Below are 16,177 nucleotides of genomic sequence, written 5' to 3'. Positions count from 1 at the left end.
ACAACCCCAGATGTTGTGGGCGTGTCGTCCACAGATGTGCATAACTTCAGCCGTGTTATCCCCACTTTCCACACCCTAGGCAACGCCTCCGACGCCGCTACAGTGGAGAGGCCGTGAACGCGTATCTGAACCTCCTGCGCACCCGGGGAGTGGCCCGGATCATCGCCGCGCAGCTGACGGCGCGGTTCCCGAGCGGGATGATCTCGCTCGGCTTCCTCATCCACATCGAGCACATCTTCGACTCCTACGGGGCGGCCGGACTCGTGCTCGGGGCGACCTCCGTCGGCCAGGCGGTGTCGGGTCCCGTCACGAGTCGCTGGATGGGCCGCTGGGGGATGCGGCCCGTGCTGATCCTCACGACGACGGTGTGCGCGATCGCCCTCTCGGCGATCGCGATCGCCCCCCTCATCGGTGAGCTGCCGCTGTGGGCCTTCATGCTCGCGGGGCTCGTCGCGGGGCTCAGCTATCCCCCCGTGCAGCCGGCCGTGCGCACCATCTACCCGAAGATGGTCAACTCCCGGCAGCTGACCCCGCTGTTCTCGCTCGACGCCTCCTCGCAGGAGATCATCTGGATCGCGGGTCCCGTCGTCGTCACCTTCGTCGCCACCCAGATCTCGAGCACGGTCGGCATCTTCCTCTCGGTGTTCTTCCTCGTGGTGGGGGGCGCCTGGTTCATCTCCTCCCCCGAGCTCGGCCGCGTGCGCATCCCCCGCAGCAAGCGCAAGTTCGGGGTGGTGCTCGCCCGTCCGCCCGTGCTGCTGTCGACCGTCGTGGGGTTCCTGCTCGTCGGCTCCTGCGCCGCGATCGAAGCGGGCGTCGTGGCGACCTTCGGCGACGGCAGCCCGGATGCCGGCATCGTGCTCGCGATCTGGGCGGTGGCCTCGCTCGTCGGCGGACTCGGCTTCGGCCAGATCCCGATCGGGCAGTGGGCGCTCGCCCGCCGGATGTTCATCGTGTTCGTCGGGGCGACGCTCGCGGTCTTCGCCTTCGAGTTCTGGTCGATCTCGGCGACGCTCGTCATCTCGGGTCTCGGCATCGCGCCCGCACTCGCCGTCATGTTCTCGATCGTGTCGGCGAGCGTCAAGTTCTCGGACACCGCGGAGGCCTACGGCTGGGTCGGCACCGGCCAGCTCATCGGCGCGGCGCTCGGCTCCGCCATCGCGGGGTTCCTCATCGACGGCGTCGGCGCGTCCGGCGGGTTCGTGGCGGCGGCCGTGTTCGCCCTGCTCGGCTTCCTCGTGCCCGTCGTGTTCCGCCGGGCGCATCCGGACCTGAGGGGACGCGACGCGAGCCCCCTCCCCGACACCGAGCCGGTGCCCATCACCCCCAGCTGAACACCTGGCCGCACCGGATCTGACACCGGTGCGACACCGGTCGAACCCTTGCGGGAACCCGCAAACAGCGGTAGACACAACTGTCGGTTCCCCCACCGGCTCCACCCGCGGAGACGACCCGATATGTTCCTCCCTCCCACACTCCGCATGCGGTTCTGATCGCGCCCGGCGATGCTCCGCTGCCACGAAACCGTTCTCGAGCACATCGAGGAGCTCAGCAGGTCAGCCCACGACGGGGCCCTCCTGCTCCTCGGCGAGGTCGGAAGCGGGAAGAGCTCGATCCTCGCGGTGGCGCATGAACGCCTCCCCGACACGAGCTCGCTCGTGCGCATCAACTCGACCGAACTGGGCTGGCCGCTCTCGGGGGTGTCGGCGCTGCTGTCGGCCATCGGGGATGCGCGGGTGGCCGAGTTCGCGGGCCGGTTCGTCCTGCGCTCCGAGGATCCGGCCCACCTCGCCGAGGCGGCGGGCGAGCTGCTCGCGGTGCTGCGCGGGCTCAATCTCCCCCGCACCCTGCTGCTCGTCGACGACATCGACCGGATGGACCCCTTCAGTCGCCACCTGATCGGATACATGGCGAGCCACCTCGCGGGCTCCGGCCTGCGCATCGCCGCGAGCGCCGTCGAGATCCCCCCCGACGAACCGCTCGCCGGCATCCGGATGCTCGGCGTGCCGCCGCTCGACGACCGCTGCGCCGAGCAGCTCGTGCCGGCAGGCGTCGACCCGGGGACGCTGCGGCTGCTCACCGCCTCGGCCGGGGGCAACCTCGGCACCCTCGTCTCGCTCGTGGCGGGCGCGACCGCGGCGCAGCTCGACGGCCGCGAGGCGCTGCGCCTCCCCGCCCCGCCCGGCCCCGCCGCCTGGGCGGTCTTCGAGCGGATCGGCCGCAACCTCGGGTCGCACCAGGCGCTCGTGCTCGACCGGCTCGCCGCGGCACCGCTGCACCATCGCAGCTCGGTCGCCGCATGGTCCTCCGACGCCGAGGACGCGCTCGAGGAGCTGCTCGACGCGGGCATCGCGCGCGAGCTCGGCGCCTTCGTGATGCTCTCCGACCCGCTGCTGCGCTCGGCCATCTCGGCAGCCCTGCCCGCGCGCGCCCGGCGGACGCTGCACGTGGAGCTGTGGGTGTCGTCGGGCGTGCTGCTGCGACCCTGGCACGCGAGCGGCGCCGATCCGGCGGCCGACTTCCGCGGGCCGCTGCTGTCGGCGGCGGCCGAGCTCGCCTCGCTCGGCTTCCCCTCCGCTGCCGTGGAGTTCGCGGACCGCGCCGCCCGTCTGGGGCGGGCAGGCACCGCCGGTCCGCTCGCCACGGTCGCCGACCGGCTGCTGCTCGCGGGCGAGCCGGAGCTCGCCGAGCGCTGCGTGCGGATCGCGGCGGCCGCCCAGCCCGTCGAACCCGACGCCCACGTGGCGCTCGCGGTGTCGCGCCTGCGCATCGACCACGTGACGGGCCGCAACTCGATGCTGCCCGAGCTCGACCCCGAGCTCGCGCGCCGCGCCGACCCCGAGGTCCGGATGCGCTGGACCGCCACCCTGGCCGCGATCACCGCCGCGCGCGGCGAGTTCGCCTCGGCCCGGCTTCCGCTCGCCGAGCTCACGGCCGAACTGCCGACCGCATCCGATGCGACGAAGTCGATCGTGGCGGCCGCCCTCGCGCTCACCGAGTCGGAAGGCGGCGACCCGCTGTCGCTACCCGCGCCGCCGAGCGACGAGTTCGACCCGCTCCTGCTGGCGCTGCATGCCCGGGCCGACATCCTCGCGCAGGACTACCCGCGCGCCCGCGGCCTCATCCAGCGACTGGGCGGGTCGCTCGTGCGCCCGAGCGGGATGTGGGCGGGCTGGCTCACGAGCCTCGGGATCGACTGCGAGGTGCGCGCGGGGCGGTACGGGGAGGCGCTCGAGTACGCGCGCGGCTGGGCGCTGCACCATCCGGGCGCCGACGGCCCCGCCGGATTCGTGCCGCTGCGCGTCTGGGCGGCGATCGCCGACGGCGACCTCGCCTCCGCCCAGGAGCAGCTCGCGGCCTGGTCGGAGAACGCCGCCGCACGGGTCGGACCGCTCCCGGCCGCCTCCGGGCTCGTGCTGCTCGCCGAACTGGCCTCGCTCCGCGACGACGTCGAGCGCGCGTGCGAGCTGCTGCTGCTCGCCGACGCGATCTCCTCCTCGATCGACGACCCCGCGTTGACCCGGCACCTCGCCGAGCTCACCGAGGCGCTCGTCGCGACCGGCCGGGTGCGCGCAGCGGAGCGCACCGCGGGCCGTCTCGCCGAAGCCGCGGGCCGGCATCCGAGCAGATGGTCGACCCTCGCGAGTGCGCGCGCCGCCGTGGCGTGCGCACCCGCCGAGCGGCTGCCCGCCGCCTTCCTCGCGGCCCGCACGCTCCACGCGGCCGACGACTCCCTGTTCGAGCTCGGCAAGCTGCATGCCGCCCACGCCCGTCGCCTCGACGCCGCCGGCCTGCACGCCGACGCCGAACGCGCCTGGACGGATGCCCGCATCGCCTTCGCCGGAAGCGGGGCCCGGCCGTGGATGCGGCGCGCGACCCCCGCGTCCGCCGCCCAGGCCGCGGCGACCGACACGGCACCGAGCCTCTCGGCGCACCTGCCGCTGCACGAGCTGAGCACCGACGAGCGCGCCGTCGCGGACCTCGTGGTGCGCGGGATGCAGAACAAGGAGATCGCCGCGCAGCTGTTCGTCTCGGTGCGCACCGTCGAGCTGCGCCTCACGCACATCTACCGCAAGGTGGGCGCGCGGTCCCGCTCGCACCTCGTGGCGCTGATGTCCTAACCGGCCTGCGCGACGGCCCGCCGCTCCGGCGAAGCCCACCGGCCGTCGGTGCGCCGCACGAAGGCGTCGCGCATCGCCTGCAGGCACAGCAGCGCGTCGAGCATCCGCAGCACAGGGAACACGAGGCCGCGCACGAGGTAGCTCGGCCGTTTCGCGAGCACCGCGGCGAGCACCGAGAGCAGGTAGTCGGGCAGCAGCACGCCCGCCACGATCGCGAGGGGAGGGAGAGCCCCGGCGATCGCGGCGGCCGTGCCGGAGGGGTCGGCTCCGCTCGCGGCGACGATCGCCGCGCCGACGCTCAGCAGGGCGATCGGTGCGGCGAGGAGCGTGACGACGCTGCTCGTGACGAGCTCGGTGATCGAGATCGCCAGCAGGGTCCAGAACCGTCCGGCATGCACGCCGTGGCGACGCACCGTCTGCCAGAACCCCAGACTCCACCGACGCATCTGCTTGCTGTAGTCGCGCAGGTTGTCCGGATCCTGGGTGAGCGCGACCGCGGCATCCGGTCGGAAGGCGATGCGGCCGAGGCGCTTGGCGTGCACCTCGAAGGTCATGTTGTAGTCCTCGATCGTGAGGCCGGGCGCATCGATGTCGATGTGTGCGAGCACCCGGGTGCGGTACATGCTCGCGAACCCCGGGACGATCGACACGGCGTTGAGATGCCGGGCCGCCTGCCCAAACTTCTGCAGATACTGCACGCTCAGGTAGAGGCGCTCGCGGTAGGCGACGAGCAGCCGGCCGAGCACGGTCGGCGGCACCGGGTGCAGGAGCGTCGTGGCGCGACCGGCCACCGCCACGACCTCCGGATCGGCGAAGTCGCGCAACCCCGTCACGAGGTAGTCGTCGCTCAGCTGGCTGTCGGCGTCGAGCAGCAGAAGCACCTCGAACCGTCCCGCGATGTCGAACTCCTCGACGATCGCCCGGATGGCGCCCGCCTTCCCGCGGTTGGGGCTCAGGTCGAGCACGGTCGCGCCGTGCGCGCTCGCGACCGCGGCGGTCGCGTCACGGGATCCGTCCGAGACGACGAAGACGTTGTCGATCGGCACCTGCCGCGCCGCCGAGCGGATGGTCGCCTCGATCACGAGCTCCTCGTTGTGGGCGGCGATCACGACCGCGACGTCCTCCGGCGTCGGCACGCGACCGCTCGCGCGCACGGGGGAGCCGCGAAGGCGGGCGGCCACCACCCGCACGATGCCGGCCGAGACCCAGAGCATGGTGTTGATCCCGATGACGACCACGAAGGTCACCACGAAGGCAGCCATCCGTCCTCCTCGGGCCGATCCTGCTTCGACGCTACCGACCGGGACGCGCGGCCGATCCGCAGTCCGCATGGGGGTCTCCGCATGCCCGTGCGGGTTGCCGCAACGCTCCCGAACGTCTGCCCGCAGTCCTGCCCGCGAAGCGTTGACGCGTCGGATCGGGCGGGTCGACAGTGACAGCGACGCCCACGCACCACGGGCGTCGCCCCTCCCCCATCCCCCTTCTCCGCGTCGTTACCCCACGACGCCGCCGTGGAGGCATTGCCATGACGTCCCTCGACACCCGACCCCTGATCGCATCCCACCCCCGACCCTCGCGTCACCCCGCCGCCCTCCCCTCCGCCGCCCCGTACCGTCCCGACGACTTCGACATCGCGATCGTCGGGCTCGGCTATGTGGGCCTGCCCACCGCCCTCGCCTACCACCACGCCGGCGCGCGGGTGCTGGGGGTGGAGATCTCGCCCGCCAGGATCGAGGCGATCCGGGCGGGGCACGTCGACCTGCTGCCCTCGGACCTCGTCCGGCTCGAGGAGACCGAGGGCGACCCGATGTTCACGGTCACGAGCGACGCCGCCCTCCTGCGGCGCGCGAACGCCGTCATCGTGTGCGTGCCCACCCCGGTCGACCACCACCTCGTGCCGGATCTGACGATCCTGCAGAGCGCCTGCGCCGACGTCGTGGCGAACGCCGTGCCCGGGCAGATCATCATGCTCACCTCGACGAGCTACGTCGGCTGCACCGAGGACCTGCTGCTCACGCCGCTCGCGGAACGCGGTCTCATCGCCGGCGAGAACATCTCCGTCGCCTTCAGCCCCGAACGCATCGACCCCGGCAACGGATCGATCGAGCACGAGTTCGTGCCGCGCGTCGTCGGCGGCGCCACCCCGAGCTGCGAGCTGCGTGCCGCCGCGGTGCTCTCCCGCTACACCGCGAGCGTCCACCGGGTGGACTCGCTCGCCGCCGCCGAGATGACGAAGCTGCTCGAGAACACCTTCCGGGCCGTCAACATCGCGCTCGCCAACGAGGTCGCCGACATCTGCCGCGAGCTCGGCGTGCCGGTCACCACCGTGATCGACGCGGCCGCGACGAAGCCGTACGGCTTCATGCCGTTCCTGCCCGGCCCCGGCGTCGGCGGGCACTGCATCCCGTGCGACCCGCACTACCTGCTCTGGCAGCTCAAGGAGCGCCGCGTCGCCGCCCCGATGATCACCCAGGCGATGAACGAGATCGCGGCACGTCCCGCCCGGGTGGTGGAACGCGCCGCGCATGTGCTCTCGGACGCCGGCATGGGCGTCGCGGGCACCCGGGTGCTCATCGTGGGCGTCTCGTACAAGGCCGACGTGGCCGACCTCCGGGAGTCGCCCGCGCTCGAGATCATCGAAGGCCTCGAACGCCGCGGCGCCGTCGTCGGCTACCTCGACCCGCTCTGCCCGCAGGCGCGGCTCTCGGACGGCCGCATCGTCGAGACGGTGCGCGATCCCTCCGGCTTCGACCCCGCCCTCGTCATCGTGCACACCCGTCACCACGAGCTCGACCTGACGTGGATCGACGAACGCCACCTCGTGCTCGACGCGAGCTACCGCGAGCTCGCGGTCCCTCGCCGGTTCACCCTGTAGGAGGCGATCACGATGCGCAGTGTGGTCACCGGCGGTGCCGGATTCCTGGGAAGCCACCTCGTCGAGCTGCTGCTCGACCTGGGCGACGAGGTCGTCGTGCTCGACGACGAGAGCACCGGGCGGCCGGAGAACCTGCGAGGCGTCGCGGAGCACCCCCGCCTCAGCTACCGGCTCGGCTCAGTGCTCGACGCGCCCCTCGTGTCGCGCACGATCGCCGGAGCCGACCGGGTCTTCCACCTGGCGGCGGCGGTCGGCGTGCGGCGCATCGTCGAGCATCCCCTCGACGGCCTGCGGGTGAACCTGCATGGCACCGAGAACGTGCTCGACGCCTGCGTCGCCCACGCCGCCCGCCTCCTGCTCGTCTCGACGAGCGAGATCTACGGCAAGAACACCTCCGACGCGCTCCGCGAGGACGCCGACCGCATCCTGGGCTCGCCCCTCGTGGCCCGCTGGACCTACGCGGCCGCGAAAGGCCTCGACGAGGCGTTCGCCCACGCCTACGCCCAGGAGTTCGGCCTCGAGGTCGCCATCGCCCGCCCGTTCAACACCGTCGGCCCCCGTCAGACGGGACGCTACGGGATGGTCGTGCCGAACCTCGTCGGTCAGGCGCTCCGCGAGGAACCCCTCACGGTCTACGGCGACGGCCTGCAGAGCCGCTGCTTCTCGTCGGTGCGCGATGTCGTGCCGGCGTTCGTCCGCCTCTCCGAGGAGCCCCGAGCGCTCACGCGCGCGGTGAACCTCGGCGGAGGCACCGAGATCTCGATCCTCGAACTGGCCGAGCGGATCATCCGCATCACCGGTTCGCGCAGCGAGATCACGTTCATCCCCTACGAGGCCGCCTACGGCGAGGGGTTCGAAGACATGCGGCGACGCGTGCCCGACAACTCGCTCGCCCGGGAGCTCATCGGCTTCGTTCCCCGAACCGGCATCGACGAGATCATCTGGAGCGTCGCCTCCACTCTCGGCGACCCGGGCGTCGCGCGGTCGGCGGAGTGGGGCGCCCTCCGCGTGTACGCCCCACCTGCCCCCACCGATGCACCACAACCCCCCACCCCCCACATCGCATCGAGGTGATACCCCATGAATAGACGACGCGCGTTCGGGCTCGGCGGCTTCGCCGCCATCCTCGCGCTCCTCATCTCCTTCGCCGCGGGCCAGCATTTCTGGCCCCCGACGTCGCCGCCGTCCTCGGCGCCGCCGTCGAGCGCGCCGGAGGCGGCCCCTGAGGACCCGCCCACCCTTCCCGTCGAGGATCCGCCCGCGGATCCCCCCGCCGATCCCCCGGCGGACCCACCCGCCGACCCGCCGGCCGATCCCCCGGCCGACCCGGCGCCCGTCGACCCGGCGCCCGTCGTGCCGACGCCCCCGGCACCGCCGGTCGACCCCGCCGGACCCACGGACCCCGCCGATCCTCCCGCCGACCCCCCGGCCGACCCGCCCGCGGACCCGCCCGTCGATCCCCCGGCCGACCCGCCCGCGGATCCCCCCGCGGACCCGCCCGCGGATCCGCCCGTCGACCCCGAGCCGCCCGCACCTCCGAAGACCGGACCCCTCACCCAGGTCAGCCTGACCTTCGACGACGGCAACGCCGGACAGGCGCTCGGCGCCTCGATCCTCGGCGCTCACGGGCTCCCCGCGACGTTCTACGTCAACTCGGGCGTCATCGGCACCCCGGGCAAGCTCAGCCTCGACCAGCTGAACGCCCTCGCGGCGGCCGGAAACGAGATCGGCGGACACACCGTGACCCACGTCGACCTCACCTCCGTGCCGATCGACGAGGTGCGCCGCCAGGTGTGCGACGACCGCGTCCAGCTCGCCAACTGGGGCTTCGCGACGCGCAGCTTCGCGTACCCGTTCGCCGAGGTGAACGACCAGGTCGCCCAGGTCGTGCAGGACTGCGGCTACCGCAGCGGCCGACTGCTCGGCGACATCCGCTCCCGCTTCGGCTGCTTCGACTGCGACTGGGCCGAGACCGTGCCGCCCGCACGTCCCACGATCACCCAGGCTCTCGACCAGTACGACCTCGACTGGACGCTCGCCGACCTCACGGGGATCGTGACGGCGGCCGAGGCGCACGGCGGCGGCTGGCTGCAGTTCACCTTCCACGACGTGTGCACGAGCAGCTGCGAATCGCTCGCGATCAGCTCGGATCTGCTCGAGAGCTTCGCGAGCTGGCTCCAGACCCGCGGTGAGACCCGCAACACGGTCGTGCGGACCGTCGGCGACGTCGTCGGGGGCAGCGTGCTCCCGATCGTGGCCGGCCCCGCCGTCCCGCCGCCCACCGAGGGCAACGGCGTCATCAACCCCGACCTCGAGACCATGCAGAACGGCTTCCCCGCCTGCTGGTACCGGGCGCCGTGGGGCGACAACGACGCGGTGTTCTCCCTCGTGAACCCCGGGCACTCGGGCAACGTCGCCAGCCAGGTGACCATCACGAGCTACTCCTCGGGCGAAGGGAAGATCATCCCCACCCTCGACCTGGGCTCGTGCGCCCCGAGCGTCGCACCCGGACACAGCTACACCCTGTCGGGCTGGTACCAGTCCACCTCGGTGACGCAGTTCGCGGTGTACCTGCGCTCGACCAGCGGCGCCTGGACCTACTGGACCTCGAGCCCGTGGTTCGCGGCCAGCACCGACTGGGCGCTCGCCGGATGGACGACGGGGGCGATCCCCGAGGGCTACAACGGGATCAGCTTCGGACTGAACATCTTCAGCCCCGGCACCCTCGTCACCGACGACTACTCGCTCGTGGACGCGGCGCCGCCCGTGGCCGAGAGCGCGACGGTCCCGCCGGTCGCCCCGCTCGCCGAGCCGCTCATCGAGACCGGACCGGCCGACCCGCCGGCCGACGACACGACCGTGGCCGACCCGCCGGCCGCGGAGGAGGTCGCCGATCCGCCCGCCGAGGAGGCCGTGACGGAGGAGACACCACCCGAGGAGGCGCTGCCGCCCGCTGAGGCCGACCCGCCAGCAGCCTCCTGACCGTGAACGCGGCGAGGATCAGTGCCGTCGGCGCCCTGTGCGTCGCGGCCCTGATCCTCGCCGCCTGCGCGCCGGAGGACTCCGAGCACGTGCCCCCGCCGAGCCCCACGGACAGCCCCACCGCCGCGACGTCCCCGACGCCGTCGGCCACGGCGACCACCCCCTCGGACGAGCAGGCGGCCCCCGATCCCTCGGCCGACCCGGGGTCATCCGACGGCGGGGCCCCGGGTGGCGAGGCCGGCGGGGGTGGCGGCGCACCCGCACCGGCGCCCGCCCCCGCGAGCGGGTATCCCTGGCACCGCGGCATCGTCTCCACCACCTTCTGGGTGGGCGAGATCTTCGACCCGGGCGCCTCCGACGGCAGCCAGGAGCTGTCGACCTACGACTCCCGCTGGCTGCAGAGCTACGGAGGATGCGACGGCGTGACGGCGGGCGGCGGATGCCGAACCGAGGCGCGCACCGCGTCGAACGACTACTTCCCCACGAGCATGACGCCGAAGGAGAACCCCTTCTACCTCGACCTGCCCTACGACGACATCAACGACTCCACCGGGTTCGCGCAGCGCGACCAGGTGATCCCGTGGGCGGGGGTCGAGCCCTACCGTTCGCACCAGGGCGATCGGAACTTCAGCTACCTCAAGAACCGCTGGGTGCAGCTCGTGCGGAACGGACGCAGCTGTTACGGCCAGATCCAGGATGCCGGGCCCGGGCAGTACCACGACGCCGCCTACGTGTTCGGGGCCGACGACGCGCGGCCGGCCAACACCCGCTACGGCGGTGCCGGGCTCGACGTCTCGCCCGCCCTGACCGGCTGCCTCGGCTATCCCGAGCTCGACGGTCAGAGCGCGAAGGTCGACTGGCGTTTCGTGGAGGCCTCCGAGGTGCCGGCCGGCCCCTGGACCCGCCTCGTCACGACGAGCGGGGTTCGCTGAGCGCACCCTCCTCGACGGCCTCCTCGAGCGCCTCCTGCGTGGCGGCGCCGCGCTCGCGGAAGTGCCCGAGCAGCGCGAGCAGCACGCCGGCGAGCGCCCACACGGCCAGCACGAGCCACGGGAAGGTGGTGTCGGCTTTCGGGAAGTAGGAGAGCTCGCGAACCAGCGTCGCAGCGGCGCCCGGCGGGAACCACTGCCCGACGGCCCCCCACGGCTCGGGCAGGAACTCGACCGGCTGGGTCGCCGAGGAGATCGGGTTGGCGATCAGCAGGAACAGCACGGGCCCGAGGGCGACCCCGGCCCGCCCGACGAGCGCGGCGAATCCCACGATGGGTGCCCCGATCGCCGCGAAGGCGAGTGCGTAGGCGCCGGCGTTGGCGAGGTAGTCGCCCTGCAGCACACCCAGCCAGCCCTGCAGCACGCCCGCGACGACCGCCCCCGCGACGACCGCATAGACGAGCAGGGCGACGATGCGTCGCCAGGCGCCGACGAGCGCCATCGTGATGGCGATGCCGCCGATCATGCCGCCCAGCACGAGCGGGAAGGCGGCGGATGCGAGGCCGACCCCGCGCGGGTCGGTCGCGGCGAGCGGCACGACATCCGTCACGGTCACCGCGATGGTCGGCGCGGGGACGCCTGCGGCCTGCGCCTGCGCGGCCGCCGCCGCCGTGAGCTGCACCTGCAGCTGGGCCGCGACGGTCGCCAGCAGCCCCGAGACCACGGGGCTCGCCGCGGAGGCCTGCAGCACTTCGGGCTGCGCGCCGAGCACGATCGCGCCGTAGACCTCGCGGTGCTCGATGCGGTCGACGGCGTCGGCGCGGTCGTCGGCCGTCACGGGGGCGATCACGCCGGGGGCGCTCTGCTCGAGGGCTCCCTCGATCTGCTCGAGCTGGGCGGCCTCGCCCACGAAGGCGATGGGGAGGTTCTTCGACTCCGAGGTCACCCCCGGCCACGAGAATGCCAGCACGATCACGCCGACGACGAGGGAGAGCACGATGCCGATGCCGACGACGCGGCGCCACGGGCTGTGCAGGGTGGGGTTCACGGGATCCTCCGATTATTGAAAACGAACGCTCGTTCTTTTATAGCAGATCGGTTAGGATCGCACCACCATGCCGAAAGTCAGCGACGCCCACCGCGAGGCCCGGCGCGCCCAGATCGTCGAAGCCGCCATGCGCTGCTTCGCCCAACGCGGCTTCCAACGCACCTCGATGGCCGACATCATCGAGGCATCCGGGCTCTCCGCGGGGGCCATCTACCTGCACTTCGACAGCAAGCAGCAGATCGCCGTCGCCGCCGCCCGGCTCGTCGTGGGACACCGTCGCGACGAGATCGTCGAACGCCTCACCCGCGAGCCGCTGCCCGAGCCCGATGAGCTCATCGGCGTCGTCATGTCGGGTCTGCGCCGCGAACTCCGCGACTCCCGCCTGCTGCTGCAGATGTGGGCGGAAGGCATGGGCGAGCCCGCGATGGGCGAGGTCGTCATCGAGATCATCGCGGGACTCCGGGAGCAGTACCTGAGCTACCTCGCCCGGTGGGGCGCCGCGCGTCGCGGGCTCGACCCGGACGAGGCGCGGGCGTGGGCCGAGACGATGACGCCCATGCTGCTCGGCCTGTCGCAGGGCTACATCGTGCAATCCGCCCTGCTGCCCGACTTCGACCCCGAGCGCTACCTCGCCGGCGTCCGCGCCCTGTTCCCCTGAGAGTTCATGGCGCGGCTGGAGCTACGACCGCGTGGCGGGAGGCGTTTCCCCCGCTGCCGGGTCACGGCTCCAGCCGCGCCATGATCGCCCGCGCTACCAGCGGGGGTGGATCGCGGCGCGGAAGCGGCGGTCGTAGAGGGCGCGGACGGATGCGGTGAAGGCGTCGCCGAGAGGAGGCACCGATCCCGCGGCCGCGTTCGAGGTGGCCTGCGCCACGTTGCGGGCGCCCGGGATCACGGTGGACACCCCCGGCAACTGCGCCACCCAGGCGAGCGCCGCCGTCGCGGGGGCGAGCCCCGCATCCGCCGCGAGCGCCGCGAACTCCCGCGCCGCCTCGACGCCCGCCTCGAAATCCACGCCCGAGAAGGTCTCGCCCTGGTCGAAGGCCTCGCCGTGCCGGTTGTAGCTGCGGTGGTCGTTCGCCGCGAAACTCGTCTCGCGCGTGTAGCGACCCGAGAGCAGCCCGCTCGCGAGCGGCACGCGCGCGATGATGCCGACCCCGGCATCCTGCGCCGCCGGCAGCACGGCGTCGAGCGGCTTCAGCCGGAAGGCGTTGAGGATGATCTGCACGCTCGCCACCCGCGGGCGCGCGATCGCCGCGAGCGCCTCGGCCGTCGTCTCCACGCTCACGCCGTAGTTCGCGATCGCCCCCTCCGCGACGAGCAGATCGAGCGCGTCGAACACCGCGTCGTCGGCATACACGGCGGTCGGCGGGCAGTGCAGCTGCACGAGATCGAGGGTGTCGACGCCGAGGTTGCGCCGGCTGCGATCCGTCCAGGCACGGAAGTTCGCGAGCGTGTAGTGCTCGGGCAGCTGCTCGACGCGGCGGCCCATCTTGGTGGCCACCGTGATGCCGGCGTCCGGATGCTCGCGACGCCATGCCCCGATGATCGACTCGCTCCGGCCGTCACCGTAGACGTCCGCCGTGTCGAAGAAGGTGACACCGGATGCGAGGCTCGCGTCGAGCACGGCGCGCGCGTCCGCCTCGCTCACCTCGCCCCAGTCCGCTCCCAACTGCCAGGTGCCGAGGCCGATGACCGAGACGTCGCGGCCCGTGCGGCCGAGGGTGCGCTGCTGCATGCTTCGAGGCTACGCGTCGTCGGGGACGGCCGCGGCCACCGCACGCGCCAGGCGCTTGCCGATCAGATGGTCGCTCGCGCGCACGCGGGTCACCGTCACGCCGCGCAGCCGCTCGGCGATCCGGATGCCTCCCGGCGAGGCGAACTCGTCGAGGGTGCCGTAGACGATCTCCACCGGCACCCGCAGCGCCGCGAGATCCGAGATCGTGGTCTGCGACTCGATGGTGTGCTCGAGCGACTTCACGAAAGCGTTCCAGGTGGCCGCGTTGATGTCCATCGCCTTCGGGATCGGCAGCAGCTTCTCCACGATCGCCGCGTTGCGCAGGGTGAAGTCCTCGTTCTCGCGCAGGAAGCGGTACGCACGCAGGTAGAGGTCCTGCACCGTGCGGTCGCGGTCGTCGGAGAGCGCGGTGGGGGACACGTAGATCGGGGGGCTCACGAGCACCAGCCGCCGCACCCGGCGCGGGTTGCGGGCGGCGTAACGCGGGGCGATGAGACCGCCCATCGAGTGGCCGATGAGCACGAACGGTTCGCGGAGCTTGAGACGCTTGATGGTGTGCGCGAGCGCCTCGACGTGCTCCTTGAGCGTGTACTCCGCATCCGCGGGCGCGGGCGACCCGCCGAAGCCGAGGAGGTCGATCGAGATGCAGCGGTACTCGGAGCGCAGCAGCGGCACCAGGTTCGTCCAGGTGACCGACGAGGAGGCGATGCCGTGGATGAGCACGACCGCCGGACCCGTGCCGACATCCCCCGCCACATGCAGCAGCGGCGGCCTGCGGAACGGGTTCCACCCCATGCCCCGAGGCTAGCGCGAGACGATCGAATCCTCGGGAAGGTTGGGTGGTGACCCGCGCGGACACGCTCCTACCGTGTCGCCATGAGGCACAGCATCCGCATTCCCGTCGCCCTCGCCGCGGCCCTCGCGGCGAGCACGCTGTTCGCCGGTTGCACGGCGAGCGGCGCATCCGACATCGGCGAAACCCCGCAGCATGCCGCCGCTCCCCCGGTCATGGACGGGGACACCCGATTCGCGGACGCCGCGACGGGCGAGCTCGCGAGCACCGCTCGCACCGACGAGGCGCTCGTCGTCACCGGAAGCATCACCATCACCGCGGACGACCCGATCGCCGCCGCCGAGAAGGCCACCACCATCACGACCGCGGCGGGCGGACGCATCGACAGCCGCCAGCAGTACGCACCCCGCGGCGGCGACGCCGGAAGTGCGACGCTCACCCTGCGCATCCCGGCCGACGCCCTCGAGAAGGTGCGCGGCGAGCTCACCGAGCTGGGGCGCGTCGACGAGACCCTCCTCGGCTCCGAGAACGTGACGGCTCTGCAGCGGGATCTGGAGACCCGCATCACCACCCTGCGGACCTCGATCGGGCGCTACACCGGGTGGCTCGCGACCGCGGTCACCACGAGCGACCTCATCGAGCTCGAACAGGCGATCGCGCAACGCCAGAGCGAACTCGAGTCGCTCGAGGCGCAGCAGCGCGAGCTCGCCGACCAGGTGGCGATGTCGACGATCACCCTGAACCTGCGCTCGGAGGCGCTCGCGCCGCCGCCCGAGGGGCCGAAGGACGTCTGGTCGGCGATCGCCGTCGGCTGGAACGCCTTCCTCGGGTTCTGGGCGTCGGCGCTCATCGGGATCGGGGTCGGGCTGCCGTGGCTCGTGCTGCTCGCGGCGGCCGCGGTCGTGGTGCTGTGGCAGGTGCGCCGCGGACGTCGCACCGGGGACGGTGCGCGCAACACGGGGCCATGATCTGCAACCTCCGGTCATAAAGCGACGTGCCCGGGCGCACGGTGACAGGATCGGCGAGGTGCCGTGTCATCGGGTCGCGGCCGAAGGGAGTCTCATGAGCCAGCCGATCCGCGTGGTGGGCGTCAGCGGGAGCCCGACCGACCCGTCCCGCACCACGGCTCTCGTGCGCCGCGTGTCGGAGGCGTTCGCGGAACGACTGGGCGGTGAGGCGCAGGTGATCGAGCTGGCGACCGTGCTGCCGTCGCTCGCGACCGGCGGCTTCCGCAACAGCCTCGGCCAGCCCGCGATCGACGCCCTCGACGCGGTCGAGACCGCCGACCTGCTCGTCGTCGGCTCGCCCGCCTACCGCGCCACCTACTCGGGGCTGTTCAAGCTCTTCTTCGACCACGTGGGCCAGTACGCGCTCGTCGACACCCCCATCGTGCTGACGGCGACGGGCGGCAGCGACCGCCACGCGCTCCTCGTGGAGCACCAGATGCGTCCGCTGTTCGGCTTCTTCCAGGCGCTCACCCTGCCGCTCGGGATCTTCGCGAACGAGCGCGACTTCAGCGACTACAAGGTGACCTCGGCCGACCTGGAGGAGCGCATCGCCACCTCGATCTCGCGTGCGCTGCCGCTCGTGCAGAGCCAGCTCGCCGCGAACGCCGCGTCCGAGCGCGCCGCCGTCCCGGTCGCTTAGCGCGGCTCACCCCGCGAGGCGGTCGCCTGCGGGGGTCTCGAGAC

13 protein-coding genes are annotated in these 16,177 nt (G+C 72.5%); 9 read left to right on the top strand and 4 right to left on the bottom strand.

Going from position 1 to position 16,177, the window contains the following annotated elements; all coding sequences use genetic code 11:
* The first annotated feature begins 113 nt into the window (after positions 1-113).
* Together FLP23_RS05105 and FLP23_RS05100 are read left to right on the top strand one after the other, a co-directional pair.
* Complete coding sequence (locus FLP23_RS05105; protein ID WP_149324862.1) at positions 114-1,334, top strand: MFS transporter; 1,221 nt, start codon at positions 114-116, stop codon at positions 1,332-1,334.
* Positions 1,335-1,505: 171 nt separating this feature from the next.
* Positions 1,506-4,121, top strand: a complete 2,616-nt coding sequence (locus FLP23_RS05100; protein WP_149324861.1) for a LuxR C-terminal-related transcriptional regulator — start codon at positions 1,506-1,508, stop codon at positions 4,119-4,121.
* On the opposite strand, the gene FLP23_RS05095 is transcribed toward FLP23_RS05100, so the two are convergent.
* On the bottom strand, positions 4,118-5,383 hold the full coding sequence (locus tag FLP23_RS05095; protein ID WP_149324860.1) for a glycosyltransferase family 2 protein: 1,266 nt from the start codon (positions 5,381-5,383) through the stop codon (positions 4,118-4,120). The genes FLP23_RS05100 and FLP23_RS05095 overlap by 4 nt on opposite strands.
* Before the next feature lie 263 nt (positions 5,384-5,646).
* Here FLP23_RS05095 and FLP23_RS05090 point away from each other — a divergent pair, with 263 nt between their 5' ends.
* The 4 genes from FLP23_RS05090 to FLP23_RS05075 are packed head-to-tail and all read left to right on the top strand — an operon-like array spanning position 5,647 to position 10,910.
* Positions 5,647-6,996, top strand: a complete 1,350-nt coding sequence (locus FLP23_RS05090) for a nucleotide sugar dehydrogenase (RefSeq protein WP_149324859.1) — start codon at positions 5,647-5,649, stop codon at positions 6,994-6,996.
* A gap of 12 nt (positions 6,997-7,008) precedes the next feature.
* A complete protein-coding gene (locus tag FLP23_RS05085) occupies positions 7,009-8,070 on the top strand; it encodes an NAD-dependent epimerase/dehydratase family protein (RefSeq protein WP_149324858.1) in 1,062 nt (353 codons plus the stop codon).
* Between the two features lie 6 nt (positions 8,071-8,076).
* Positions 8,077-9,978, top strand: a complete 1,902-nt coding sequence (locus FLP23_RS05080) for a polysaccharide deacetylase family protein (protein ID WP_149324857.1) — start codon at positions 8,077-8,079, stop codon at positions 9,976-9,978.
* A gap of 2 nt (positions 9,979-9,980) precedes the next feature.
* Positions 9,981-10,910, top strand: coding sequence for a hypothetical protein (locus FLP23_RS05075; protein WP_149324856.1), 930 nt, complete (start codon positions 9,981-9,983; stop codon positions 10,908-10,910).
* On the opposite strand, the gene FLP23_RS05070 is transcribed toward FLP23_RS05075, so the two are convergent.
* A complete protein-coding gene (locus FLP23_RS05070) occupies positions 10,888-11,955 on the bottom strand; it encodes an ABC transporter permease (RefSeq protein ID WP_210413964.1) in 1,068 nt (355 codons plus the stop codon). The two genes, FLP23_RS05075 and FLP23_RS05070, sit on opposite strands and share 23 nt — an antisense overlap.
* Before the next feature lie 67 nt (positions 11,956-12,022).
* Here FLP23_RS05070 and FLP23_RS05065 point away from each other — a divergent pair, with 67 nt between their 5' ends.
* On the top strand, positions 12,023-12,613 hold the full coding sequence (locus FLP23_RS05065; RefSeq protein WP_149324855.1) for a TetR/AcrR family transcriptional regulator: 591 nt from the start codon (positions 12,023-12,025) through the stop codon (positions 12,611-12,613).
* Between the two features lie 93 nt (positions 12,614-12,706).
* Here the strand turns inward: FLP23_RS05065 and FLP23_RS05060 are convergent, their stop codons facing one another.
* Together FLP23_RS05060 and FLP23_RS05055 are read right to left on the bottom strand one after the other, a co-directional pair.
* Positions 12,707-13,693 (bottom strand): aldo/keto reductase, encoded by a 987-nt coding sequence (locus FLP23_RS05060; RefSeq protein ID WP_149324854.1) that lies wholly within the window; start codon positions 13,691-13,693, stop codon positions 12,707-12,709.
* Between the two features lie 9 nt (positions 13,694-13,702).
* Positions 13,703-14,488: an alpha/beta fold hydrolase gene (locus FLP23_RS05055; protein WP_149324853.1), complete on the bottom strand. Its 786-nt coding sequence runs from the start codon at positions 14,486-14,488 to the stop codon at positions 13,703-13,705.
* Between the two features lie 81 nt (positions 14,489-14,569).
* Here FLP23_RS05055 and FLP23_RS05050 point away from each other — a divergent pair, with 81 nt between their 5' ends.
* Both FLP23_RS05050 and msuE read left to right on the top strand, forming a co-directional pair.
* Positions 14,570-15,454 (top strand): DUF4349 domain-containing protein, encoded by an 885-nt coding sequence (locus FLP23_RS05050; RefSeq protein ID WP_149324852.1) that lies wholly within the window; start codon positions 14,570-14,572, stop codon positions 15,452-15,454.
* A 94-nt stretch (positions 15,455-15,548) separates the two neighbouring features.
* On the top strand, positions 15,549-16,133 hold the full coding sequence (gene msuE, locus FLP23_RS05045; RefSeq protein WP_149324851.1) for an FMN reductase: 585 nt from the start codon (positions 15,549-15,551) through the stop codon (positions 16,131-16,133).
* The last annotated feature ends 44 nt before the right edge of the window (positions 16,134-16,177 follow it).

The sequence above is a fragment of the Protaetiibacter larvae genome, assembly GCF_008365275.1.
GTDB classification, from domain to species: Bacteria; Actinomycetota; Actinomycetes; order Actinomycetales; family Microbacteriaceae; genus Homoserinibacter; species Homoserinibacter larvae.
Note: the sequence above shows the minus strand (reverse complement) of the source record. Positions and strands in the feature narration are given on the sequence as shown.

What these genes read in the sequence shown, in the direction of transcription:
- FLP23_RS05100 (WP_149324861.1), top strand. Translation starts at nt 1,506, where the DNA reads ATGCTCCGCTGCCACGAAACCGTTCTCGAGCACATCGAGGAGCTCAGC.
- FLP23_RS05095 (WP_149324860.1), bottom strand. Translation starts at nt 5,383, where the DNA reads ATGGCTGCCTTCGTGGTGACCTTCGTGGTCGTCATCGGGATCAACACC.
- FLP23_RS05090 (WP_149324859.1), top strand. Translation starts at nt 5,647, where the DNA reads ATGACGTCCCTCGACACCCGACCCCTGATCGCATCCCACCCCCGACCC.
- FLP23_RS05085 (WP_149324858.1), top strand. Translation starts at nt 7,009, where the DNA reads ATGCGCAGTGTGGTCACCGGCGGTGCCGGATTCCTGGGAAGCCACCTC.
- FLP23_RS05080 (WP_149324857.1), top strand. Translation starts at nt 8,077, where the DNA reads ATGAATAGACGACGCGCGTTCGGGCTCGGCGGCTTCGCCGCCATCCTC.
- FLP23_RS05065 (WP_149324855.1), top strand. Translation starts at nt 12,023, where the DNA reads ATGCCGAAAGTCAGCGACGCCCACCGCGAGGCCCGGCGCGCCCAGATC.
- FLP23_RS05060 (WP_149324854.1), bottom strand. Translation starts at nt 13,693, where the DNA reads ATGCAGCAGCGCACCCTCGGCCGCACGGGCCGCGACGTCTCGGTCATC.
- FLP23_RS05055 (WP_149324853.1), bottom strand. Translation starts at nt 14,488, where the DNA reads ATGGGGTGGAACCCGTTCCGCAGGCCGCCGCTGCTGCATGTGGCGGGG.
- FLP23_RS05050 (WP_149324852.1), top strand. Translation starts at nt 14,570, where the DNA reads ATGAGGCACAGCATCCGCATTCCCGTCGCCCTCGCCGCGGCCCTCGCG.
- msuE (WP_149324851.1), top strand. Translation starts at nt 15,549, where the DNA reads ATGAGCCAGCCGATCCGCGTGGTGGGCGTCAGCGGGAGCCCGACCGAC.